This window comes from Halorubellus litoreus (assembly GCF_055378595.1).
In genome coordinates this window covers 1,571,359-1,595,179 of sequence record NZ_AP043836.1, presented here as the reverse complement: position 1 = coordinate 1,595,179, position 23,821 = coordinate 1,571,359, and the positions used below count along the sequence as shown (strand labels likewise).

Below are 23,821 nucleotides of genomic sequence, written 5' to 3'. Positions count from 1 at the left end.
GACACACATGCCAGCGCACGACGACGGCGCGACAGCCGAATCGACGACCGAACAGCCGAACGAGACCGACGCGGGCGACGGCGACGGGTTCGTGGTGACGCCGTACGAGGTCTCCGGCGAACTCGATTACGACAAGCTCCTCGAGGAGTTCGGGGCGGACCGATTGACGGCCGAGGACGTCCGGCGGTTCCCGGACCATCCGATGCTGCGGCGAGGCATCTACTACGCGGGCCGGGACGTCGACGCGTACCTCGACGCGGCCGCGGGCGACGCCGTGACGGCCGACGCCGCGACGGCCGACGTCGACGCGGCCACGGGCGAGGACGGCGCGGGCGGGACGCATTCCATCGTGACCGGGGTGGGGCCGTCGGGGCCGATGCACCTCGGGCACGCGCTCGTGTTCTACCTCGCGAAGGAGCTGCAGGACGCGACGGGCGCGACGGTGTACGTCCCGCTGTCGGACGACGAGAAGTACCTCTCGAAGGACTTGACGTTCGAGGCGGTGGGTGAGGCGACGCGGGAGAACCTGCGGGACCTCCTGGCGATCGGGTTCGACCCGGAGCGCACGCGGTTCGTGCTCGATTCGGCGGACGCGGACGTCGTGTATCCGCTCGCGGCGACGTTCGCGAAGGACGTCACGATGAACCAACTGGAGGCGACGTACGGGCGGCCGGACAACGTCGGGATGGGGTTCTATCCGGCGGTGCAGACCGCGCACCTCCTGCTCCCGCAGTTGGTGGAGGGCGCGCATCCGACGCTCGTGCCGGTCGCGGTCGACCAGGACCCGCACGTTCGCGTGAGTCGCGACGTCGCGGCGAAAGCCAGGTACCCGGTCCGGAAGCCGGGTGCGTTGCTCGGGAAGTTCCTCCCGGACCTCGCGGGGCCGGGGAAGATGAGTTCGAGCGAGGGCGCGGCCATCTACCTGACCGACGACGCAGAGACCGTCCGGGAGAAGGTCCTCGAGCACGCGTACTCGGGCGGTCGCGACAGCGTCAGCGAGCACCGCGAGCACGGCGGCGACCCGAGCGTCGACGTCGCCTTCCAGTACCTCCGATACTTCTTCGAGCGCGACGACGACCGGCTGGCGGAACTGGCGACGCAGTACCGTGAGGGCGAGTTGCTCTCCGGCGAGCTGAAGTTGGAGGCAGTTGACGCCATCACCGAGTTCCTCGAATCGCATCAGCGGCGGCGCGACGCGCTCGGTGACGTCCGCGACGAGCTGGAACCGTACCGGTTGACCGAGGCGGAGCGCGAGCGTGCGCTGGATGCGGCGGGCGTCCCGCGCCTCTAGCGGGCGCTCTCTCTGGACTGGCGCGAACAGAACGAGATTTCTGTTCCGTCCCCTACAGAAGTGTAATTCTGATTACCTATATCCGGATGGGTGGCGTCTCGGATACCATGCGCTCGCTCCTCTCCAATCGGAACTTCACGCGGCTGTTCGCCGGTCGCCTCGTCACGAACGCCGGCGACAGCCTGTACTTCATCGCCGCGATGTGGCTCGTCTACGACCTCACCGGCAACGAGTTCTACAGCGGGCTCGCCGGATTCCTCACGATGGCACCGCAGGCGCTCCAGGCATTCTCGGGGCCGCTCGTCGACCGCTGGAACGTCAAGCACCTGCTCGTCGCCACCCAGCTCGTCCAGGCCGTGCTCATCCTCGCCATCCCCATCGCAGCGTGGACCGGGAACCTCACCGTCTGGGTCGTCCTGACAGTGATGCCGCTGCTCTCGCTGCTCAACCAGTTCGTCTACCCCGCCCAGTCCGCGCTCCTCCCGCGCATCGTCGACGACGACGAACTCGTCGCCGCGAACTCCGCGTTCTCCATGGCGTACCAGGGCGTCGACGCCGCGTTCAACGCCGTCAGCGGCCTCCTCGTCGCCGTCGTCGGCGCGACCGTCATCTTCCTCCTCGACTCCGCGACGTTCGTCGCCGCCGCACTCCTGTTCGCCACGCTCGCACTCCCCGACCGCGACGCCGCCGACGTCGAGACCGGCGACGCGGCAACCGAGGGCGACGCGGACGCGGACGCCGGCGCGGTCGCGACCGACGGCGGCGACGCGGACCCGCACTCGAGTGCGGCCGACGACGCGGACGCCGACGCGTCGCTCGGCTATCTCGAGTCGCTCCGCGAGGGCGCGGCGTTCGTCCGCGGGAGCGTGCTGTTCCCGATGCTCGCCGGGTCGCTCGTCATCAACTTCACGTTCGGCGCGGCCATCGCGGTCCTCCCGAGCTACGGGGACGTCGTCGGCGCGGCGAGCGGGCCGCTCGCGGGCGTCCTCGGCGGTTCGGTCGGCGGTGCGAGCGCGTACGGGCTCCTGATGGCGGCACTCGGTGGCGGGATGTTCGTCGGCGCACTCGCCGCGAACGCCGTCAGCGACCGCGCGTTCGGCCGGCTCGCGGTCGTCACCATGGCCGTCGGTGGCGTCGCGTGGCTCGCCGCGGTGTACGCGTCGACGCCCGCGGCGACGGTGCCGCTGTTCGCGCTCGCACTCGTCCCCGCCGGTATCACGAACGTCCTCATCGTCTCGATGATCCAGTCGCTCGTCCCCGACGCGCTCCTGGGCAGAGTCATGGGCGTCGTCGGGAGCGTCTCCGCGTTCGCGACGCCGTTCGGCGCGCTCGCCGGCGGTGCCGTCGCCGCAGCCTACGGGCCGACCGTCGTGATGTACGCCGGCGGCGTCGGCCTCCTGTTCCTCGCCGCGTACAACCTCGCGGTGCCGAGCATCCGCCGACTCCCCGCGGTCGGCGACGTCGAGACGCTCTCGACGTGACCACGGCATGCAAGACGGTGTCGGGCGAGAATCGGCGGGCTCGCACCCCGAGCGCCACGGGACCACGTGACGCGGGCGCGAGGGGTGCCGAAGTCTTAAGCGTCGCGAGAGCCCATTTGTGGCGTATGCAGCACGTGAAGATTCCGCAGGACCGCATCGGCGTGCTCATCGGCGAGGGTGGGGAGACGATGCGACGCATCGAGTCTCGCGCGGGCGTTCGTCTCGACATCGACTCCGAGAACGGGAAGGTCGCCATCGAGCAGGTCGGCGACCCCGTCGACGCCCTGAAAGGCCCCGATATCGTCGAAGCCATCGGTCGCGGGTTCGCGCCCGAGGACGCACTGACGCTCCTTGACGACGACATGCGGATGTTCGACCTCGTCGACATCGGCGCCGTCGCCCGGAACAGCAAGGACATGAAGCGAAAGAAGGGTCGACTCATCGGCGAGAACGGCCGCACCCGCGAGCTCATGGAGGAGTTGACGGGTGCGATGGTCGTCATCTACGGGTCGACGCTCGGCATCATCGGGTCGCCCAAGCAGACGAAGATCGTCCGCGAGGCCGCCGAGCGCCTGCTCGACGGCGCCCCGCATGGCTCGGTGTACTCGTTCCTCGAACGCAAGCACAACGAACTCAAGCGCGAGGGGCTGGACTACCACCGCTACCCCGGCGGCACCTGAACGCCGATAGCTCCCTCGTCGTTCTCGCGCGTTACCCGTCCCGAGTACCGACGCGTCCGCTACAGTCCCCCCAGTGGTACTTACTTTTGTCCGACAGGTTGTCTTAAATTAGCGCCGTCATAAGCCAACGCAATTAAGATTCCGTAGGGATTGCGATTGGTGCAACAGCATGGATAGGAGAACATTGCTCGGAGCGATTCCAGCGGCGGCACTCTCGGCTTCCGGCGTCGCTGCGGGCCGTCCGAGCAGGTGGCAGCGAGGCGTGGGGGGCGACGCGACGGCAGGACAGGCACCCGCGGGCGAACGGACCGGGACGGTCGTGGACGTCCAGGACGGCGACACCATCACGGTCGAGTTCGAGGACGGGACGACCGAGGACGTCCGGCTCCTGGGCGTGGACGCGCCGGAGCGCGCGGTCAGCCGACAGTTCGAGCGTCCCGAGGAGTGGGAGGGGCTCGCGTACCGCGAGGACCGGAGTCTGCTCCAGCTCCGGTTCGACTCGGTGTCGTCGCTACACGCACCCGACGGGACGCCGCTGTCCGACGACTCGGTGGTCGCGGTGCGGTCCGAGTCGACGGCGCGCGTCGAGGACACGGACGGCGAAGGACCGACGGTCGCCACCGACGGCGAGATACCGCTCGTCGCCGTCAGCGGTCGCGTCGTCGGGTTCGGCGCCATCATGGTGGACGGCGCGCCGAACTTCGACGAGGACAACGAGGAGTTCCTCCTGAACGTCTGGGACGAGGTCGTCGGCTCCGGAACCGTCCTCTGGGACGAAGGCCACGACCAGTTCTTCGACACCGAGGAGGTGGAGGCGTTCCCCACGCACGCCGAGGACCACGGGTACTCGGTGCGGGGGACGACGTCGCTCGTCGACGACCTCCCGGACGCGGACGCGCTCGTCGTCACGTCGCCGTCGAAGGCGTTCTCGGACGCGGAGCTCGACGCCGTCGCGTCGTTCGTCGACGACGGGGGTGCCGTGTTCCTCCACAATCAGGCGGACTACAACGACTTCGACGCGACGGGGAACCACAACGCGATCGCGGACGCGCTCGACCTCGAGTTCCGGTTCGGCGACGACCAGGTGCTCGACGACGAGCACAACGGCGGGCAGCCGTTCGTCCCGACGACGCGGAACTTCTCGTCGGCGTTCGCGTCGTTCTTCCGGGACCGCGAGGGCATCGACGGCGTGCCGGCGCGGTCCAGCGAGCACCTGCTCGCGGCCGCCGAGGACGCGACCGCGTTCGCTCGCGACCGACTCGCCGACGAGACGGTCACGCTCGCGTTCGACGGCGACGAGCCGACGCGCGACGGCTCGGACCGCCTGCTCGCGTACGTCCGCTACGAGGACGACGACGGCGAGCAGCGACGGTTCAATCGCGAACTCGTCGCGAACGGGCTCGGTCGCGTGTTCGACTCCGGGTTCGCCGCGCACCGCGAGTTCCAGCGGTTGGAGCGCGAGGCGCGCGCGGCCGGTCGTGGCGTCTGGACGGAGAGCGACGTGTCGAGCGCGCCGTCGTACCGGAATCGGCGCGTGGAGTCGCTTTACTTCCCGGCGCCGGCGAGCGTTCGCACGATGGACGGCCAGCTCCCGCGGGACCGCGCGCCGGTGCGGGCGATGTCGACCGCGACCCAGGACGGATCGCCGGCGGTACCGTACGACGTCGGCATCCCGCTCGTCGGCGTGGACCCGGAGTCGCGGGTCGCGCTCGTCGGCGCACCGCTCGTCGACGAGCGTTACGAGGCGCTCGAAGGGTACGGCGTCGACACGAGCACGTACGAGAACCACGCGTTCCTGACGAACCTCGCGGCGGCACTCGCCGACCGGGACGGTGACGTCCTCGTCGACGGCGCGCACGGACAGTACGCGGCGGCGCACGCACCGGCCGCGGAGCAGGCGGCGTACTACCAGCGGTACCTGGAGGGACAGGGCCTGAACCTCGAACAGCGCAACGAGGTGACCGCGGAGACGCTCGGTGACGCTCGCGCGCTCGTCGTCGCGACCCCCGCGTCGTCGTTCTCGCCGGCGGAGCTCGACGCGCTCGCATCGTTCCGCGACGCCGGCGGTGCGGTCGTCCTGCTCGGGTCGGGCGCGGTCGAACGCGACCGCCTCGAGTACCTGAACGACGTCGCTGGTGGGCTCGGGAGCGACCTTCGGTTCAACGCGGACGCCGTCACCGACGCCGCGAACGGGCTCGGCGGCGACCCGGCCGTGTTCGAGACGCGGTCGTTCGCGCGCCCCTACGGCGGGCTGTTCGAGGCGTTCGACGGCACCGCGTCGCTCCCGGGGCGAGCGGCACAGGGCGGGTCGACGCCCGGGACGACGCCCGAGACGACGAGTCCGGCGACGACGACGTTCCCCGCCGTCGACGCATCCAGTGGCCCGCTCGACGGACTGCTCGTGCCGGGTGCCGTCGCGGCGGGCGGACTCGCGACGGTCCTCGCCGCGCTCGGCCTCCGGCGCGGCGGCGGGGCGCGCGACGACGAGGCCGTGACCGACGGAGGTGACGCGCGATGAGCGACGACGGCGCGACGACCGACGACGCGAGGAGCGACGACGGCGGGCGGCTGCTCGCGCTCTCGCGCACGATAGTCCCCGAACGCATCCGGCGGAGTTACGCGCTCAAGTTCGGGATGTGGTTCGTCGTGCTGACGATAATCGTCGGCGTGGCAGGCCTCGGCGCGACCTCGTTCATCGCCGACGGCGCGACCGGGGACGCGAACCAGGACCTGCTCGGCGTGACGAGTCAGACCGCGAACAGCATCGAGAACTGGAACGACCGGAACCACAACCTCGTCGAGATCGTCGCGCGGAACGTCGACGAGAACGCGACGTACACGCACGTCGAACGCGAGCTCGAGTCCGAGTCCCTCGCCGCGATGCCGGCGTACGTGACCGGCATCCACTACGTGGATCTCGACGCCGAGCGCGTGCTCGCGAGCACGACCGACCGGAACGAGGTCGGGGAGCGCCTGGCGAGCGTCGCGTCGAGCACCACGCCGAACTCCCGGCAGGCGTGGGCGGCCGAGTCGAACTACGCGTTCGAGGGGACGACCGGAGTCTCCGACGTCTACACCCACGACGACACGACGAAGGTCGCGTACTATCGTCGGGTCTCGAACGCGACCGCGGCCGACGGTGGTCGTGCGCTCGTCGTCGTCGCGGACCTGGAGGCGGCGGACATCGGTATCGGGTCGGACGCGAGCGAGGACGGGTTCGTGCAGGTCGTCGACGAGGACGGCGTCGTCGCGTTCGACGAACGCGACCGTCGGTACGGGAAGGCGTACTACGGCGGCGCCTCGTCTGCGGTCGTCGAGACCGCGCAGTCGTCGACCGCGGGCGTGAACCGCTACAGCGCGAGTCCGGCCGTCGAGTACGCGCTCTCGACCGACGAGTACCTCGTCGCGCACGAGCGCGTCGACGGCACGAACTGGGTGGTGCTCCGCCACGAGAACCCGGCGTCCGTGTACGGGTTCGCGTCGAGCGTCGAGCGTCTCGGGCTCGTCGGCACGATCTCGCTCGTGTTCGTCGTCGGCGTGTTCGCGACGACGCTGAGTCTGCGGACGTCGCGGTCCATCGACCGCCTGAAGCGCAAGGCCCGTCGCGTCGAGGACGGCGACCTCGACGTCGACTTCTCGACGGCGCGCGTCGACAGCATCGGCCAGCTCTACGGCGCGTTCGACGCGACCCAGCGGTCGCTCCGCGAGCAGATCCGGCGCGCGGAGGCCGCGCGCGACGACGCCGAGCAGTTGAACGAGCACTTGGAGCGGAAGGTCTCCGCGTACAGCGAGGTGATGCAGGCGACGAGCGACGGCGACCTGACGCGACGGATGGACCCCGAGTCCGAGAACGAGGCGATGTCGACGATCGCGGAGGAGTTCAACGACATGATGACGGACTTCGAGCGCGCGGTCGTCGAACTCCAGTCGTTCGCGTCGGACGTCGCTGCGGCGAGCGACCGCGTGAACGAGAACGTCGACGAGGTCGACACCGCGTCGCGCCGGGTGACGGAGGCGATACAGAAGATCTCGGACGGTGCTGAGGAGCAGAACGCGCGGTTCCAGGACGTCTCCGCGGAGGTCGACGAGCTGTCGTCGACGACCGAGGAGATCGCGAGCACGTCGAGCGAGGTCGCGGACCTCGCGGAGCGGACGGCCGAGACGGGTCGCGAGGGCCGGGAGGCCGCGGAGGCGGCTATCGAGAGCGTCGAGGAGATAGAGCAGGGTGCGTCGAACGCGGTCGCGGAGATCGAGCGCCTCGACGACGAGATGGAGAAGGTCGACGAGCTCGTCGCGGTCATCTCGGACCTGGCGCATCAGACGAACATGCTGGCGTTGAACGCGAACATCGAGGCGTCCCGCGGCGGTGGTGGCGACGAGGGCGGCGAGGGGTTCTCGGTGGTCGCGGGCCAGATCAAGGAGTTCGCGGCGGAGTCCAAGGAGGCGGCCGCGGACATCGAGGCGTCCCTGGAGCAGATCCGCGAGCAGGCGGACGCGGCGGTCGACGAGGTGAAGGGGGCGTCGGCGCGCATCGCGGAGAACGAGCAGTCGGTGCGGGACGCGGCGGCGGCGCTGGAGGACGTCGCGGATTACGCGGAGCAGACGAACGACGGCGTGCAGGAGATCACGGAGAGCACGCAGTACCAGGCGCGGTCGACGGAGGAGATCGTGCCGATGGTCGACGACGCGGCGCGTATCTCCGAGCGGACGAGCGAGGAGTCGGAGACGGCGGCGGCGGCGGCCGAGGAGCAGACGGCGGCGTTGACGGAGGTCAGCGAGTCGATGAGTTCGCTCGCGGCGACCGCCGAGGAGCTCGACCAGGAACTCGGTCGGTTCGAGGCGTCGAAGTTCGAGCGCGCGATGCCGGCGGCGGACGACGACTGACGGCGTCCGCGGTGGTCCCGTCGGGATCGTCGTCGCTCTCGTCGACGACGTTCCGGTGGATTCGACGCCGACCAGGCAGTATATAAACCCCTTCGTTTGCGAACGTTTCGCACGGTTATTCGGGTGCCCCGTGGGGCGTTCTTGCGGATCCAATCCAGTACTTTTTTATAGAATCACAATCAATCTTCCAGATACCTATGTCACAGCAGATGGGCGGCGGTCAGCCCCTCCTCGTACTCAGCGAAGACTCGCAGCGCACATCCGGAAAGGACGCGCAATCCATGAACATCACGGCCGGGAAGGCCGTCGCGGAGTCCGTCCGCACGACCCTCGGCCCGAAAGGCATGGACAAGATGCTCGTCGACTCCAGCGGCGAGGTCGTCGTCACGAACGACGGCGTCACCATCCTGAAGCAGATGGACATCGAGCACCCGGCGGCCAACATGGTCGTCGAAGTGAGCGAGACCCAGGAGGACGAGGTCGGCGACGGCACCACGAGCGCCGTCGTCATCTCCGGTGAACTCCTCAAGAAGGCCGAGGACCTCCTCGAGCAGGACATCCACGCGACCACGCTCGCACAGGGATACCGTCAGGCCGCCGAGAAGGCCAAGGAGATCCTCACCGAGTCCGCGATCGAGGTCTCCGAGGACGACCGCGAGACGCTCACGCAGATCGCCGCCACGGCGATGACGGGCAAGGGCGCGGAGTCCGCGAAGGACACCCTCAGCGAACTCGTCGTCGACGCCGTCCTCGCCGTCAAGGACGAGGAAGGCATCGACACGGACAACATCAAGATCGAGAAGGTCGTCGGTGGCTCCACGGAGAACTCCGAGCTCATCGAGGGCGTGCTCGTCGACAAGACGCGCGTCCACGACAACATGCCGTACTTCGTCGAGGACGCGAACATCGCCGTGCTCGACGACGCGCTCGAAGTGAAGGAAGCCGACATCGACACCGAGGTCAACGTCACCGACCCCGACCAGCTCCAGCAGTTCCTCGACCAGGAAGAGGCACAGCTCAAGGAGATGGTCGACCACCTCGTCGACGCCGGCGCCGACGTCGTCTTCGCGCAGGACGGCATCGACGACATGGCCCAGCACTACCTCGCGAAGGAAGGCATCCTCGCGGTCCGCCGCACGTCCAGCGACGACGCGAAGCGCATCGCGCGCTCCACGGGCGCCCGCATCGTCTCGAACCTCAGCGACATCGAAGCCGACGACCTCGGGTTCGCCGGGAACGTCGTCGAGCAGGACGTCGCCGGCTCCACGAAGATCCTCATCGAGGACGTCGAGGACGCGAAGTCCGTCACGATGCTCCTCCGCGGCGGCACCGAGCACGTCGTCGACGAGGTCGAGCGCGCCATCGACGACTCGCTGGGTGTCGTTCGGACGACGCTCGAGGACGGCCACGTCCTCCCCGGCGGCGGTGCGCCCGAGACCGAGCTCTCGCTCGCCCTCCGCGACTTCGCGGACTCCGTCGGCGGCCGCGAACAGCTCGCAATCGAGGCGTTCGCCGACGCCGTCGAGGTCATCCCGCGCACGCTCGCGGAGAACGCCGGCCTCGACTCCATCGACAGCCTCGTCGAACTCCGCAGCAAGCACGACGCCGGCGACGCCGACGCTGGCCTCGACGCCTACACCGGTGACGTCATCAACATGAGCGACGAGGGCGTCGTCGAGCCGCTCCGCGTCAAGACGCAGGCCATCGAGTCCGCGACGGAGGCGGCCGTGATGCTGCTCCGCATCGACGACGTCATCGCGGCGGGCGACCTCTCCGGCGGTCAGGTCGACCCCGACGACGGCGGCGACGGCGGCGGCCCGCCCGCTGGCGGCCCCGGCGGCATGGGCGGCATGGGCGGCATGGGTGGCATGGGCGGCGCGATGTAAACGAGGGAGGAAAACGCGAGCCGCAGGCGAGCGGCATACTCCCTCGATATCGAGCGGGCGTAGCCCGCGAGATGACTTCGGCTTCGGTTACACGCTCCCCCACCCCGATTCGTCTCGTCCCGCTCGCAGACCGACTTGCGGTTCTTTGCTTTCGACGCTGGTCGCGTAGTGGCGACGCTGTCTACGGGTTCTCGTGGTCGACGCTGGGTGCGAGCGGAGTGGTGTCGTCCTCGAGTCACGATGGCCGAAACACACCTAACCGCGGGGGAGAGACAACAGGCAATGTTCGTCGAGTCGGTGATGACGACGCCGGTCGAGACCATCGACGCGGACGCCACGATGACGGACGCGCTCCACGAGATGCTCGAAGCGAAGGTCGGGAGTCTCGTGGTGACGACCGGAACACCACCGCGGAAGACCGGTATCGTGACGGACGCGGACGTCAAGACCGCGCTCCACGACTTCGAGCACCCGCTCGAGGACGCGTCCGTGCTGGAGCGGTTCATGTTCCTCCTGCGTCGCCCGATCACTGGTGCGCCCGTCCGCGAGTACATGAGTTCGCCGCTCGTGACGGTCCAGCCGGACGCGACGCTCTCGGAGGCGGTCGCGACGATGAACGACCACGAGATCAAGCACCTGGTCGTCACGAAACACATGCGCCTCGAGGGTATCCTGACGTCGTCGGACGTCGCCGCCGCGCACGACGACATCGTGAGCGAAGCCAGGGAATCGAGCACGCGACGCCCGCACTGGGAGCGCTGAGGAGCGACGCGAACCCGGCGCATCATCGGGGACGGGGCGTCGTCTCGCGGCACAACTTGAACCACATCCCTACCGGTTTAACTAAGTGGAGTGCCGGGGTACCTTCGGCGCATGGACACACTGCTGCTGGACAGTTCTGACGTCGACGAGAACGCGCAGATGGGTGACGTGGTGGCTGCGGTCGAAGCCGCGTTCGCGGCCTACGAGGAGGGGCGGACGAAGATGCCGGCGAAGTCCTACGTGGACCTCCCGAAGTACAACGGCGACTTCCGGTCGATGCCGGCGTACATGGCGGCCGACGACTGGGACGCCGCGGGCATCAAGTGGGTGAACGTTCACCCCGACAACCCGGAGAACTTCGACCTCCCGACGGTGATGGGGACGATGATCTACTCGGACCCCGAGACGGCGGTGCCCCTCGCCATCATGGACGGCACCGAGTTGACGATGAAGCGCACGGGCGCAGCGGCCGCGGTCGCGACCGACTACCTCGCGGTCGAGGACGCCACCTCGCTCGGTATCGTCGGCGCCGGCGTGCAGTCGTACACGCAACTGGACGCCATCGCGCAGGTCCGGGACATCCAGACGGTCGTCGTGAGCGACGTCCGCGACGAGGCCGTCGAGCGCTTCAAGGACGTCTACGGCGACGACTTCGACGTCGAGCGCGGCGAGATATCGGACGCGGCGCACTGCGACATCGTGTCGACGGTGACGCCCGTCGAGGACCCCATCGTCACGCCCGATGACGTCGGCGAGCACACGCACATCAACGCGATGGGCGCCGACGCCGAAGGCAAACACGAGCTCGCGGACGACGTGCTCCTCGACGCGAAGGTCGTCATCGACGACTTCGAGCAGTGCACGCACTCCGGCGAAGTGAACGTCCCCTTCAGCACGGGTGTGATGGACGCCGACGACATCTACGGCGAGATCGGCGAGATCGTCACGGGCGTCCGCGACGGCCGCACCAGCGACGACGGCGTCACGGTGTTCGACTCCACCGGGCTCGCCATCCAGGACGTCGCCGCCGCGCACGTCGTCTACGAGCACGCGTTCGAGAACGACAACGGCACGCCGTTCGAACTCATCCAGACGTAGACGCCTCCGTTCGAACGCATCCAACGTAGGTGGGCGACGTGGCAGTCGCTGTGGTGCTGCCCGCGGTCGTTCTTGGTTTCGATGGTGGCGGGTTGCAAGAATACATGTTCCTGGGAGCGCGTGCTCCGGACGATGGTCGACGAGGAGGTGGTGGCGTACGGGGTTCGGCTGCCGCGGGTCGTTGACGCGCCAACGCGGTTCGCGCTCGCGGCGCTCGTCGGGAGCGACCGGTTCTGGATGACGGTGTTTCTCGGCGTCCCGCTCGGTTCGGTGGTCGCCGCGAGCGTCCACGACGGTCTCGCGTCGCTCGCGGCCGGCGTTCCGGTCGTACTCTCGCTGTGCCTGCTGTGGCTGAGCCACGAGTTCGTCGAGCCGACGCTCGCGGTCGACCGCGAGCGAGGGACGGTCGCGAAGTCCAAACCGTACGGGAACGGCGAGTACGACGCGTTCGCGGCGGACGACCTCGTCGGCGTCGAGATTCTCTCGTTCGAGGACGTCGCCCTCGTCCGGTTCGAGCACCCGAACGCGCTTCCGTCGAAACCGCAGTCGACGGCGGTCGACGCGGCGGACGTCGCCGCGCTCGCCGCGGACCTCGACGCGATGGGCGTGGACGTCCGGACGCGAGAACGCTCGCTGTGGCGACTCTCGGGGGAACCCGTGCACGCGCGCGTCCTCGGCACGCCGCTCATGCTCGTCAAGACCGTGCTCGCCGTGGCGACCGCTCACGGCGTCGGCGCGTTCGCGACGGACGCCGTCGTCGTCCCGGGCGTCGTCCTCGTCGCGTTCTGGCTGTACGGCGTCCACTGGACGAATCAGGTGCTCAGCGAGGGCGAGTGACGAGGGAAAACGCAGCAGAGCGACGGCGGACGCGCCATCGCGTCGCCGTCTGAGGTGGGGAGTTACTCGATGTGGACCGCGGGCCGGTAGGGCTGTGCGCGGTCGGCCTTGTCGGCGGGGTCGACGACGTCGTCGCCGTCCTCCGCGTACACTTCGACGTCGGCGTCGAACTCGCGGCCGAGGAAGTCCGCGGCCGCCTCGTAGACGCTGCGTTCGTCGACCGACTCGAGCGCGTCCAGCGATTCAGCGTCGCGTTCGCGGACGAACTCGACGAGGTCCTGCGCGAGGTCGTTCACGGTATTGCCCTTCTCGCGGAGGTCCGGGTCGCTCATGACCTCGCTCATCACCTGGCCGACGTTGCTGCCGACCTCTCGCACCGTATCGAGGACGTCGTACTTCCACTCCGCGGCGGCGTACACGCGGATGACGTCGGGGTCGGTGTCGGTGACGTCGACGATGTCGTTCACGTCAGCGGTGAGGTCCTCGACGAGGCGCTCCTCGACGAGCACCGACTCGTCCACGAACTCGTCGTCGACCGCGGGCCACGCCGCGTCCTCGGCGGGTTCGCCGGCGAGTTCCTCGTGGAGTTCGTTCGCCATGAACGGCGTGAACGGCGCGAGCAGCTTCAGGCGCGTCTCGAGGACGCGGCGCTGCGTCCACCGCGCGCCCGGCGCGTCGAGGTCGCGACGCCGGCGGTACCACCGCAGGTCCTCCTCCAGGTTGTAGAACGCCGCCTGGCTCGCGGTGCGCGTCTCGAAGTTCTCCATCGCCTCCGTGACCGTGTCGACGGTCTCCTGGAGGCGCGCGAGCAGCCACCGGTCGGCCTGCGCGAGGTCCTTCTCGCCCGCTGGCCCGTCGACCACCTCCTGGGCGCGCCGCCAGAACCGCTGGAGCTGGTCCTGGGTCGTCTCGACCTGGTCGTCGCGCCAGTCGTAGTCCTGCCAGGGCTCCGCGGAGTTCATCAGGAAGAACCGGACGGTGTCCGCGCCGTAGTTCGAGATGGCTTCGCCGGGAAGGACGACGTGCCCCTTCGAGGAACTCATCTTCTCGCCCTCGAGCAGTCCCATGCCCATGACGGTGATGCCCTCCGGCCAGTTGTCCGGGTCGAACAGCTCCGCGTGATGGAACAGGAAGAACGTCAGGTGGTTGTTCACGAGGTCGTTCGCAGAACACCGGTAGTCGACGGGATACCAGTAGTCCCACTCCTCGCGGAGTTCGAGCGCCTGCTCGGGCGCGTCACCCTCGACCGCGTCCGCGCCGTAGAACAGCGCGTCGAAGAACTCCTGCGTGAGGTCCTCGACGGGCACGTCGCTGATGCGGTGGGCGATCGTGTAGTACGCCATGTAGATCGTCGAGTCCGACAGCGGCTCGATGACGAAGTCCTCGTCCCACGGCAGTCGCGTTCCCAACCCATAGTTCCGGATGCACGGCCACTCGTTCAGCCAGTCGACCGTGTGGTCGTACTGCTCGCGGGTGTTGTCCGGGATGGCGTCGAGCTGGGCGACCGCGTCGTGGGCCTTCTGCTTCCAATCCTGGTCGTTGTACCGGAGGAACCACGTGTCCTGCTTCGCGACCTCGACGTCGCCACCGCAGCGGCAGACGACCTCCTCGCTGAACTCCTGCATCGTGTCGAACGCCTCGCCGAGGTACGCCGCCTTGAACTCGTCGCGGACGTCCTCGACGACGCCGCCGGCGAACTCGCCGTAGTCGTCGTGGAGTTCACCGGAGTGGAACTCGGCGTTGTAGAGGTCCTGCGTGACCTCCTTCAGCGCGGGGTCCTCGCTCGACTCGATGCCGGCGTCCTCGACCGCGGACTTCGCGGGAATCTCGCCGTAGCCCTCGATGTCGAGGATGGGAATCGGTTCGATGGCGTCGACGGCCGCGGGGTCGATACCGTACTGCTCCATGCGGGCGTCGTCGGCCTTCGCCTCCTGCAGCGCGAGGTAGTCGTCCGGCGAGTGCGCGGGGACGCTCATCACGACGCCCGTCGCGTTGTCCGCGTCCACGAACCCGGCGGGCAGCACGAGGACGTCGTCGCCCGTCACGGGGTTCGTCACCGTCTCGCCGACGAGCGCCTCGCCGCTGTACTCGTAGCGGACCTCGACGTCGCGACCCTGGAGTTCGAGCTTGCGCGCCGCCTGCGCGGAGACGAACCAGAACTCGCCGTCGACCTCCGCCACGACGTAGTCGGCGTCGGGGTCGATGTACGCGTTCGTCACTCCGCGAACGGTCTCCGGGCGGAGCGTCGCCATCGGCACCGTCACGGCCGCGCCGTCGATCTCGGCGCCGAACTCGACGAGCGTGTACTCCTGGAACTCCGCCTCCTCGCCCTCCAGGATGTCGTGGGTCGTGACCGGCTGGTCCTCGTTCGTACAGTACTTCACCGGGTGCAGGCCCTTCTCGAGCAGCCCGCGGTCCTTGAGGGTGCGGTACTGCCAGGTGATGAACTTCGAGTACCGGTCATCGTTCGTCGTGAACTCCCGGCGCCAGTCGATGCTGAGGCCGAGGTCCTGCATCCCCTTCTTGTAGTGCTCCTCGATGAAGTGCCGCGCGAACCCCATCGGCGTCTCCAGGTCCTGGAGCGTGTCCTCGTCGACGTTATAGGTGTTCTTCAGGACGTCGAGTTGCTCCTCCTCGCCCTTCTTCAGGCGCTCGACGGCGCCGATGATGGGCGTCCCGGTGACGTGCCACGCGATGGGGAACAGGACGTTGTCGCCCTGCAGTCGCCGGTAGCGGGCGTACACGTCGGGGACGGTGTAGGTGCGGGCGTGCCCGATGTGCATCCCACCGCTCGGGTAGGGGTAGGGGACGGTGACGAACGTCGTCTCCTCGTCGCCAGCGGGGTCGGCCTCGTAGCGCCCCTGCTCGCGCCATCGCGACCGCCACTTCGACTCCAGTTCCTGGGGGTCGTACTCGCTCATACACGGTCGTGCGCGGTCGACCGTCAATAAACGACCGATAGCACGTCGGCAGGGTGCGCGACGGCGTCCCCGACGCGACCGCGACGCCTGTGGCGTGGTAGCGCGTGGCAGTTCTTGCCGGAGGCTGACAGCGCGACCTGTCAGCCCGAGTGTCCTTAGGGTGTGGCTCTCGTCGAGTCGGGTATGACACGGCCATGAACCGAGACGGTTCGACGACGACCGGCGACGCCAAGGACCCCGGCACGACGCCCGAACCGGCCGCCAACGACGGCTACGACCACGAGCGCGTCGAGCGCGAGTACCAGACCGCGTGGCGCGACGCGGACGTGTTCGAAGCACCCGACGACCCGGACCCGGCGTCGGCGGCGTACGTGCTCGCGATGTTCCCCTACACCTCGGGCGAACTGCACATGGGGCACGTGCGGAACTACGCCATCACGGACGCCTACGCCCGATTCCGGCGGCTGCAGGGCGACGACGTCCTGCACCCGATGGGGTGGGACGCGTTCGGGCTGCCGGCGGAGAACGCCGCGCTCGCCGCTCGCGAGGACGACCCGGACGCCGACGTCGACCCCGAATCCTATACCAGGGAGTGCATCGCGTCGATGAAGGCCGCCTTCGAGGACCTGGGGATGGGCTTCGACTGGTCGCGCGAACTCGCGACCTGCGACCCCGATTACTACCGGTGGAACCAGTGGCTGTTCACCGAGTTCCGGGACGCCGGGCTCGTCGACCGCCGGGAGCGCGCGGTGAACTGGTGTCCGGACTGCGAGACCGTGCTCGCCGACGAACAGGTCGAGGAGGTCGGTGGCGGCGCGAACGCGACCGAGGTCTGCTGGCGGTGTGACACCGGAATCGAGGAACGAGACCTGGAGCAGTGGTTCTTCCGTATCACCGAGTACGCGGACGAACTCCTGGACGACCTCGACGCCCTCGACGACTGGCCGGCGAGCGTCCGCGACCAGCAACGCAACTGGATCGGGCGCACCGAGGGCGCCGCGGTCGACTTCGCCGTCTCGGTCCCGGGTGGCGAAGATGGCGACGGCGACGACGCCGACGACGAGCACGCCGTGACGGCGTTCACGACGCGCCTGGACACCATCCACGGCGCGACGTTCTTCGCGCTCGCCCCCGACCACCCGCTCGCCGAGGCGGCCGCCGAGCGCGACCCCGCGGTCCGCGAGTTCGTGGAGGAAGTCGCCGACCCCGAGGGCGACGAACCGCAAGGCGTGGCGACCGACATGACCGCCACCAATCCGGCGACGGGCGAGGAGATACCGGTCTACGTGGCGGACTTCGTCCTGAGCGACGTCGGAACTGGTGCGCTGATGGCGGTGCCGGGCCACGACGAGCGCGACCACGCGTTCGCGAGCGAGCACGACCTCCCCATCCGGCAGGTCGTCGCGCCCGCGCCGGACGACGACGCCGAACCCGCCGACGCCGACGACGTGGACGTCCAGGAGGCGGCGTTCACCGACGACGGCGTCCTCGTGAACAGCGGCGAGTACAGCGGGCTGGAGAGCCAGGCGGCGCGGGACGCGCTCGTCGACGACCTGCCGTCGGCCGCGTCCACGACCCAGTACCGTCTGCGGGACTGGGGGGTCTCCCGGCAGCGGTACTGGGGGACGCCCATCCCGATAGTGCACTGTCCGGACTGCGGACCGGTGTCGGTCCCCGAGGATGACCTGCCCGTCGAACTCCCCGAGTTCGTCGCGAGCACGGGGAACCCGCTGGACGCCGCCGACGAGTGGCGGGAGACGACGTGCCCGGACTGCGGCGGCCCCGCGGAGCGGGAGACTGACACGATGGACACGTTCGTGGACTCGTCGTGGTACTACGCGCGCTTCGCCGGCGGCGAGGACGCCGCCGACGCGGCGCCGTTCGACGCTGACGCCGCCGCACCGTGGCTGCCCGTCGACGAGTACGTCGGCGGGAGCGAGCACGCCGTCATGCACCTGCTGTACGCGCGGTTCGTCGCGAAGGCGCTGCGCGACCTCGGGCACCTCGACGTCGACGAGCCCTTCGAGGGGCTGACGACGCAGGGGATGGTGCTCGGGAGCGACGGCGCGAAGATGTCGAAGTCCGGGGACAACGGCGTGGCGCCCGAGCGCATCGTCCGCGAGTACGGCGCGGACACCGCTCGCGCGTTCGCCCTGGGGGCGGCCGAACCGGAGCGCGACTTCGCGTGGGACCCCGACGGCGTCGAGCGGCGACGACGGTTGCTCGACCGCGTGCATGCACTCGCCGAGGACGTCGCAGCGAGCGAGGGGGACGCTCCCGCGGGCGTCGACGCCGCCACCGCCGACCGCGACCCGTCGCCGACCGACGAGTACGTCGCTCGCGAGGTGGACGCGGCCGTCGAATCGGTCACGGCGGCGTACGACGCGATGCGGTTCGACCGCGCGCTCCGGGACGTCGACGCGCTCGTGTCGCTGCTCGCGCGGTACCGGGACGAGGCGGCCGCCGACGCTGGGGTGCTCGCTCGCGGGGCGTCCGTGGTCGTTCGCGTCCTCGCACCCGTCGCGCCGCACGTCTGCGAGGACGCGTGGAGCGCGCTGCAGGGGACCGCGGTCGCCGGCGACAGCGGCGAATTCGTCGCGACCGCGCCGTGGCCGGTCGTCGAGCGCGACGTCGACGACCACGACGCCGCGTCCCGGTTCGTGGAGCGCACGCGCGAGGACGTCCGGGACATCGTCGACACCGCCGGTATCGACGACCCCGAGCGTATCGTGGTCGTCGTCGCACCCGAGTGGACGTACGACGCGCTCGCGCTCGCTCGCGACGCGGTCGGCGACGACGGCGGCCGACCCGGCGAGGTGACGAGCGCCGTCATGCAGGACGCCGCGATGCGCGAGCGCGGTGACGCCGCGGCCGAGTACGCTCGCGACCTCGCCGACGGCGGGACGCTCCCGGCGAACCTCGGCGCGGCACGCGAACGCGCGGCGCTGGAGCGGGCCGCGTGGCTGCTCGAACGCGAGTTCGGCGCGGCTATCGTCGTCCACGCGGCGGACGAGGCCAGCGACGACCTCGCTGGGCGAGCGCGGCCCGGGCGGCCAGCCATCCACGTCGACTGACTCGACGCCCACCCGGCCGAGTCGGCCGATTCCGCGAGCCACCCAGATGCCTCGACCGCTCGGGCGTGCTAGCATTCCTCACTATACTTTCTTGTCGCCCGGGTAGAATTTTCGGTCGAGAGGTCCACGAAAGATGACAGACGACGCGACGGCGGCGGCCCGAGTTGAATCGCTCGCTGACCCCGAGGCGCTCCACGAGCGCGAAGACGTGCCGTACGAGGAGGACGAACGCGACCTGCCGGCCGAGAAGTTCGAGGCGCTCCGCGAGCGCTACGAGCAACTCGCGGGCGTCACCCAGTTCGGTATCACGAACGACGACGGCGGGGTCCTCCTCGCCGGGGACGAGTCCTACGCGCCGCTCGGGGGGAACGTGCGCCCCGACGACGACTGGGTCGCTGCGACCGAGCGTGCCGCCAGCGCGCTCTTCGCGGTCGACGTGCGCGTCGACCACCCGACGATGGTCGAACGGACCGTGTTCCGGCACGAGGACGACCCAGACCGGGCATTCGTCGCCGACAGCGTCCTCTTCGAGGCGAGCGTCGTCCCGACCGACGACGGGCGCGTCGACTCGTTCCTCGCGACGCCGTCGTTCGTCGACGACCTCGACCACCCGATGTACGGCGGCGACGAGACGACCCTCGCGTGGTTCGACGCGGTCACGGACGACGTCCACGAGAACCACCGCGGCCACGTCGAGCGCTTCCTCGACTGACTCCGGCGTCCGGTCGCCCGCCGGGACTAAGTGTGGTGCCGGCGAGCTCCAGCTCGTGGGCGAGTTCGCGCGCACGCTCCAGACCGCCGTCCGCGACGGCCTCGCGGCCCGGACGACCGGGTTCGCGTGGCACGAGGAGTACGACGTCGGCGGTACCCCGGTCGACGTCGCCGGCGTCTCCGACGAGAGCGACGGCGACCGAGGACGCGGCGGCGACCCGGCGCACGACGACGGCGCGACTGGCGAGGCCGCCGCGACCGTGCTCGTCGCGGTGGAACTCGAGGTTCGGCGCGCGGACCCGGCGAACAACACCGTGAAACTCCTGCGAGCGCTCGAGAACGGCGTGCTCGACCGGTTCGATCGCGTCGTCGTCTGCCAGGTCTTCTCCGCGTACTACGACCTCGCGAGGGGTGGCGTGAGCACGAAACGCGAGAACGCGACGTTCGTCGGGCGACTCGCCGCCGACGCACACGAGCACGTCGCCTACCACGCCATCGACCTCCCCGTCGACCCGCCCAAGCGCGGGAACGACCCGGCTGAGGGATGGGAGGCGGGCGTCCAGGAGGCCGTCAGAACGGTTGCATCTGTCCTCGACAGCGGCGACGCTAGTTGATGTCGATGCTGTGCCCGTCGACCTCGTCGGTCGCCTTCGGGAGCGTGACGGTGAGTGTCCCGTTGTTGTACGTCGCGGCGATCTCGTCCTCGACGACCGGGTCCGGTACCCGGACGACTCGACTCGCGGATTCGCTGCGCTCGCGGTGGACGTACGTGCCGGCGTCCTCGTCTGTCTCCTCTGATTCCTCCTCGCGCGAGGCGTCGATGCGGAGGTCGCCGTCGGCGAACGTCAGGTCGATGTCGTCGACGGCGTACCCGGGGAGGTCCGCGACGACGGTGTACTCGTCGCCGTGATCCTGCATGTCCACGGGGACGGCGTTGAACTCGCCGAGGTCGCCGGTCTCGAGTTGGCGGCTCATCCGGTCGAACATGTCCTCCAGTTCGTCGAAGGGATTCCGTCGCATGACAGAGGACAGTTCGACGCCGGGCGACATAAATCTCTTCCCGCGAACCGTTCGAGCGCCGGCGGCGTCACGACACGGCTGACGCGGCCGCGGGCGGCGTCACGACACGATCGTAGCGGCAGCCGGAGCCGTCACGACACGACGGTCTTCACGTCGTACGACCCGAGTTCGCGCACCCAGCCGTTCTCGCAGAGGTCGCGGACGACCGCCAGTGCCTCCTGGGTGCGGTCCTCGTAGAGCCCGCCCTCGACGTCGAGGTGGAAGCAGTAGTCGCCGAGGCGCTCGCCGCTCGGCCGGGACTCGACGCGCGTGAGGTTCACGTCCCGCTCCGCGAACGGCTCCAGGAGTTCCAGGAGCAGCCCCGGGTAGTTCGCGTTCGGGTACACGACGAACGTCGACTTCCCGCCCGCCTCGGACTTCTCGCCGGGGCCCGCGATGACGAAGAACCGCGTCGCGTTCGACGTCCGGTCCTGGACGTCCTCGGCGAGCACGCGCAGCGCGCCCTCGCCGGGTTCGTCGTCGGCGTTGTCGGGGTGGGCGATGGCGGCGACCGACGGGTCCTCGCGAGCGCGCTCGACGCCCGTCGCGGTCGACGCCACCGCCTCCTGGTGGACGTCCGGGTACGCGTCTTCGAGGAACCCCCGGCACTGCGCGAGCGCCTGCGGGTGACTCGCCACCACGTCGAAGGCGTCTCGCTGGGCGAGCAACGCGTGCTTGATCGGCGTCACGACCTCCTGCGTGACGGCGACGTCGTAGTCCGCGAGCGCGTCCAGCGTCTCCGTCACCGACCCCTCGATGGAGTTCTCGATCGGGACCACGCCCCGGTCCGCGTCCCCGGACGCGACCGCCTCCACGATGCTCGTCACGGACTCGCGGAACGACACGTCGCCGTCGCTGACGGCGCGCGCAGCGCGATGCGAGTACGTCCCCGACGGACCGAGCGTCACAGTCGACATACGCCCCGCTACCGCGGCGGGCGAGAAAAGCCCGTCGGGGCCGACAGGATTGACCGGCGGACCCGACGCGAGTGCCCGAGGAGAGGCGGTCACCGCTTCCGAGAGCGCGTCCTAGGCGACGCCAGCGGCGCGTTCCCGGAGTTCCGTCGCCCAACCGTCGAATATCTCGTCGACCATCGAGGGCGCTCGCGACGCCAGCACTTTCGAGACGAGCCACCCGACCGGCCCGTACTTCGTGTCGTAGTCGAACGCCACCGTGACCCGAGTCCCGTCACCGGTCGACTCGAGCCGCCACTCGCCCTCGAACCGCGAGAAGAACCGACGATGGAAGCCGCTCGACGCGACGTCGACCGCCATCCCGAACCCCTCGCCGTCCGTCCAGTACGTCGCCGCCTCCGTCCACTCGTTCCCGTCCGTGTCGACGCACCGACGGACCGTGTCCCCACCGGTGCCCTCCAGGACCTCCACCACGTCGAGGTTCGGCGCGACGCGCTGGTAGACGTCCGGGTCGCTGACGACAGCCCAGACGGCCGCTCGCGGTGCATCGTACGTCCGGTCGAACGAGAGCTGAGGCATGAGAGAACCGGTTCGTGCTACGCTCCGTGCCGAGATGAACGTACGGTGACTGGACGAACCGCGCGTCCAACCTCCAGGGGCGCCTCGACGACGACAGAATCAGGGACGCCAGAACCGGTTACGGCAGCGCTAGCGTGTGGCTCAAGCGTCGTCCTCGACGCCGCCCGCCGGAGCGTTCTCGCGTTCCGCGTCCGACCGCCCCTCGCCAGCGTCAGCCTCGCGGAACGCGAACGCGAGCGCGAGGAACACGACGCCGAGCGTGACGAACGTCGACCACACGATACCGCCAGCGACCGTCGAGGAGGCGACGCCGACCGCGAGGAACGCGACGCCGACAGCGAGGAACGCCTTGTTCATGGCCCGAGTTGGTTCGACGGACGCATAGCCGTTGCGTCGACGGTCGCGACCGGCAACCACCCGCCACGGGCCGCCGGTGCGCGAGCGTTTTTCGCGCTGGCCGCCGAACCCGAGCGCATGGATGTCGTTCCAGAAGCCGCGGTCGAGAGCACCGAAGCGGTCGACGACGTACACTTGAAACTCCTCGCGGGCGGAGAGCACGCTAACGTCCAGCACTTCCGCATCGACCCGGGCGCGGTCGTCCCCGAACACAGCCACCCGAACGAACAGCTCGGCTACGTCGTCTCGGGGACGCTCGAGTTCCACGTCGACGGCGAGACGAGGACCGTCGAACCCGGCGACTCGTACGTCCTCGCCGGCGACGAACCCCACGGCGCCGAGAACACCGGCGACGAACCAGCCGTCGGCATCGAGGTGTTCGCGCCACCGCGAGAGAACCCCGACTGGCGGAACTGACGGAGGGGTCGCCGCGTCCACCGACTGTCGTCGCGCTCAGTTCACCGCCTTCGAGAGCTCCGCGCCCGCCTTGAACTTCACGACGTTCTTCGCGGCGATCTGGATCTCCTTCCCCGTCTGGGGGTTGCGTCCCGTCCGCGCGGACCGCTTCGAGATGCTGAACGCGCCGAAGCCCGGCAGCGAGAGGGTGCCGTCGCGTTTCAGGACTGTCGCGGCGGCGACTGGGAACGCGTCGAGGAACGCCCGCGCCGCCTCCGGCGAGAGCCGCGCTTCGGCAGCGAGGTCGTCGGCATCTATCGGACAGCCGTCGACGGGGTCGCAGGAGCCGTCGCGGCCGCGTCGGCGCTTGCGCCGTGCACGATGCCGGCGTTCGTCGCCCGCGCCCGGGACGAGGTCGAGCGCGGCGGCGAGTTCGTCGCCGCACCGGAACCCCACCACGTTCGTGGTCGCCCCACCGGTTCGCTTGCCGGTCTGGGGGTTCCGGCCCGTTCGCGCCGACCGCTTCGAGATGCTGAACGACCCGAATCCCCGCCACGCGAGGCGGTCGCCTTTCTTCAGCGCCTTCGTGGTCGCGGCGACGAACCCGTCGAGCGCGCGCTTCGAATCCGCCTTCGACAACCCGCTCTCCGTCGCGATGGCCTCGACCAGTTCCGGCCGCTCGCCCGCTGCGACCTGGCCCGTCGCCGCCGGCAGTCCGAACCCGAGGACGACTGCCGCCCCGACGCCTCGCCGGAGGACGGTGCGACGCGAGACGCTATCCTGATCGATGGTATCGTGCTTCACGCTGTCCAGTCGCGCCATAGAACGATAAGTATAGCAGGCGTATCCGCA

Annotated in this window: 19 protein-coding genes; 13 read left to right on the top strand and 6 right to left on the bottom strand. The window is 69.4% G+C overall.

Annotated elements, in window-relative coordinates:
* Positions 1-7: 7 nt before the first annotated feature.
* From trpS to ACZ48X_RS12115, 9 genes are all read left to right on the top strand, one after another.
* On the top strand, positions 8-1,291 hold the full coding sequence (gene trpS, locus ACZ48X_RS12155) for a tryptophan--tRNA ligase (protein ID WP_336349468.1): 1,284 nt from the start codon (positions 8-10) through the stop codon (positions 1,289-1,291).
* A 107-nt stretch (positions 1,292-1,398) separates the two neighbouring features.
* Entirely contained in the window at positions 1,399-2,772 is a 1,374-nt protein-coding gene (locus ACZ48X_RS12150) for an MFS transporter (RefSeq protein ID WP_336349469.1), read from the top strand.
* 125 nt (positions 2,773-2,897) lie between these two features.
* A complete protein-coding gene (locus ACZ48X_RS12145) occupies positions 2,898-3,452 on the top strand; it encodes a KH domain-containing protein (RefSeq protein WP_227134093.1) in 555 nt (184 codons plus the stop codon).
* Positions 3,453-3,714: 262 nt separating this feature from the next.
* Positions 3,715-5,970 carry a DUF4350 domain-containing protein gene (locus tag ACZ48X_RS12140; protein WP_336349470.1) on the top strand — a complete coding sequence of 752 codons (2,256 nt, stop codon included), beginning with the start codon at positions 3,715-3,717 and terminating at the stop codon, positions 5,968-5,970.
* Positions 5,967-8,336 carry a methyl-accepting chemotaxis protein gene (locus tag ACZ48X_RS12135; protein ID WP_336349471.1) on the top strand — a complete coding sequence of 790 codons (2,370 nt, stop codon included), beginning with the start codon at positions 5,967-5,969 and terminating at the stop codon, positions 8,334-8,336. The genes ACZ48X_RS12140 and ACZ48X_RS12135 overlap by 4 nt, the downstream gene beginning before the upstream one ends.
* A 197-nt stretch (positions 8,337-8,533) precedes the next feature.
* Positions 8,534-10,222 (top strand): thermosome subunit alpha, encoded by a 1,689-nt coding sequence (gene thsA, locus ACZ48X_RS12130; protein WP_336349472.1) that lies wholly within the window; start codon positions 8,534-8,536, stop codon positions 10,220-10,222.
* A 282-nt stretch (positions 10,223-10,504) separates the two neighbouring features.
* Positions 10,505-10,984, top strand: a complete 480-nt coding sequence (locus ACZ48X_RS12125; protein ID WP_336349473.1) for a CBS domain-containing protein — start codon at positions 10,505-10,507, stop codon at positions 10,982-10,984.
* Between the two features lie 111 nt (positions 10,985-11,095).
* A complete protein-coding gene (locus tag ACZ48X_RS12120; protein ID WP_336349474.1) occupies positions 11,096-12,082 on the top strand; it encodes an ornithine cyclodeaminase family protein in 987 nt (328 codons plus the stop codon).
* A 132-nt stretch (positions 12,083-12,214) separates the two neighbouring features.
* Entirely contained in the window at positions 12,215-12,919 is a 705-nt protein-coding gene (locus tag ACZ48X_RS12115; protein ID WP_336349475.1) for a hypothetical protein, read from the top strand.
* Between the two features lie 62 nt (positions 12,920-12,981).
* On the opposite strand, the gene leuS (ACZ48X_RS12110) is transcribed toward ACZ48X_RS12115, so the two are convergent.
* Positions 12,982-15,840 carry a leucine--tRNA ligase gene (gene leuS, locus ACZ48X_RS12110; RefSeq protein ID WP_336349476.1) on the bottom strand — a complete coding sequence of 953 codons (2,859 nt, stop codon included), beginning with the start codon at positions 15,838-15,840 and terminating at the stop codon, positions 12,982-12,984.
* A gap of 194 nt (positions 15,841-16,034) precedes the next feature.
* Here leuS (ACZ48X_RS12110) and leuS (ACZ48X_RS12105) point away from each other — a divergent pair, with 194 nt between their 5' ends.
* The 3 genes from leuS (ACZ48X_RS12105) (at position 16,035) to ACZ48X_RS12095 (ending at position 20,239) form a co-directional block, all read left to right on the top strand.
* The gene (gene leuS / locus ACZ48X_RS12105) at positions 16,035-18,914 is read left to right on the top strand and encodes a leucine--tRNA ligase (protein WP_336349477.1); all 2,880 of its coding nucleotides are present in this window, start codon (positions 16,035-16,037) and stop codon (positions 18,912-18,914) included.
* A gap of 133 nt (positions 18,915-19,047) precedes the next feature.
* On the top strand, positions 19,048-19,626 hold the full coding sequence (locus tag ACZ48X_RS12100; protein WP_336349478.1) for a hypothetical protein: 579 nt from the start codon (positions 19,048-19,050) through the stop codon (positions 19,624-19,626).
* Positions 19,627-19,681: 55 nt separating this feature from the next.
* On the top strand, positions 19,682-20,239 hold the full coding sequence (locus ACZ48X_RS12095) for a hypothetical protein (protein ID WP_336349479.1): 558 nt from the start codon (positions 19,682-19,684) through the stop codon (positions 20,237-20,239).
* Here the strand turns inward: ACZ48X_RS12095 and ACZ48X_RS12090 are convergent.
* From ACZ48X_RS12090 to ACZ48X_RS12075, 4 genes are all read right to left on the bottom strand, one after another.
* Complete coding sequence (locus ACZ48X_RS12090) at positions 20,232-20,645, bottom strand: Hsp20/alpha crystallin family protein (protein ID WP_336349480.1); 414 nt, start codon at positions 20,643-20,645, stop codon at positions 20,232-20,234. The two genes, ACZ48X_RS12095 and ACZ48X_RS12090, sit on opposite strands and share 8 nt — an antisense overlap.
* Positions 20,646-20,776: 131 nt before the next feature.
* Positions 20,777-21,601, bottom strand: a complete 825-nt coding sequence (pheA, locus tag ACZ48X_RS12085) for a prephenate dehydratase (RefSeq protein WP_336349481.1) — start codon at positions 21,599-21,601, stop codon at positions 20,777-20,779.
* Between the two features lie 111 nt (positions 21,602-21,712).
* A complete protein-coding gene (locus ACZ48X_RS12080; RefSeq protein ID WP_336349482.1) occupies positions 21,713-22,177 on the bottom strand; it encodes an SRPBCC family protein in 465 nt (154 codons plus the stop codon).
* A 141-nt stretch (positions 22,178-22,318) separates the two neighbouring features.
* Complete coding sequence (locus ACZ48X_RS12075) at positions 22,319-22,534, bottom strand: hypothetical protein (RefSeq protein ID WP_336349483.1); 216 nt, start codon at positions 22,532-22,534, stop codon at positions 22,319-22,321.
* A 117-nt stretch (positions 22,535-22,651) separates the two neighbouring features.
* Between ACZ48X_RS12075 and ACZ48X_RS12070 the strand changes: the two genes are divergently transcribed.
* On the top strand, positions 22,652-22,990 hold the full coding sequence (locus tag ACZ48X_RS12070) for a cupin domain-containing protein (protein ID WP_336349484.1): 339 nt from the start codon (positions 22,652-22,654) through the stop codon (positions 22,988-22,990).
* Between the two features lie 36 nt (positions 22,991-23,026).
* Here the strand turns inward: ACZ48X_RS12070 and ACZ48X_RS12065 are convergent, their stop codons facing one another.
* Positions 23,027-23,773, bottom strand: coding sequence for an HU family DNA-binding protein (locus ACZ48X_RS12065; RefSeq protein ID WP_336349485.1), 747 nt, complete (start codon positions 23,771-23,773; stop codon positions 23,027-23,029).
* Between the last annotated feature and the right edge of the window lie 48 nt (positions 23,774-23,821).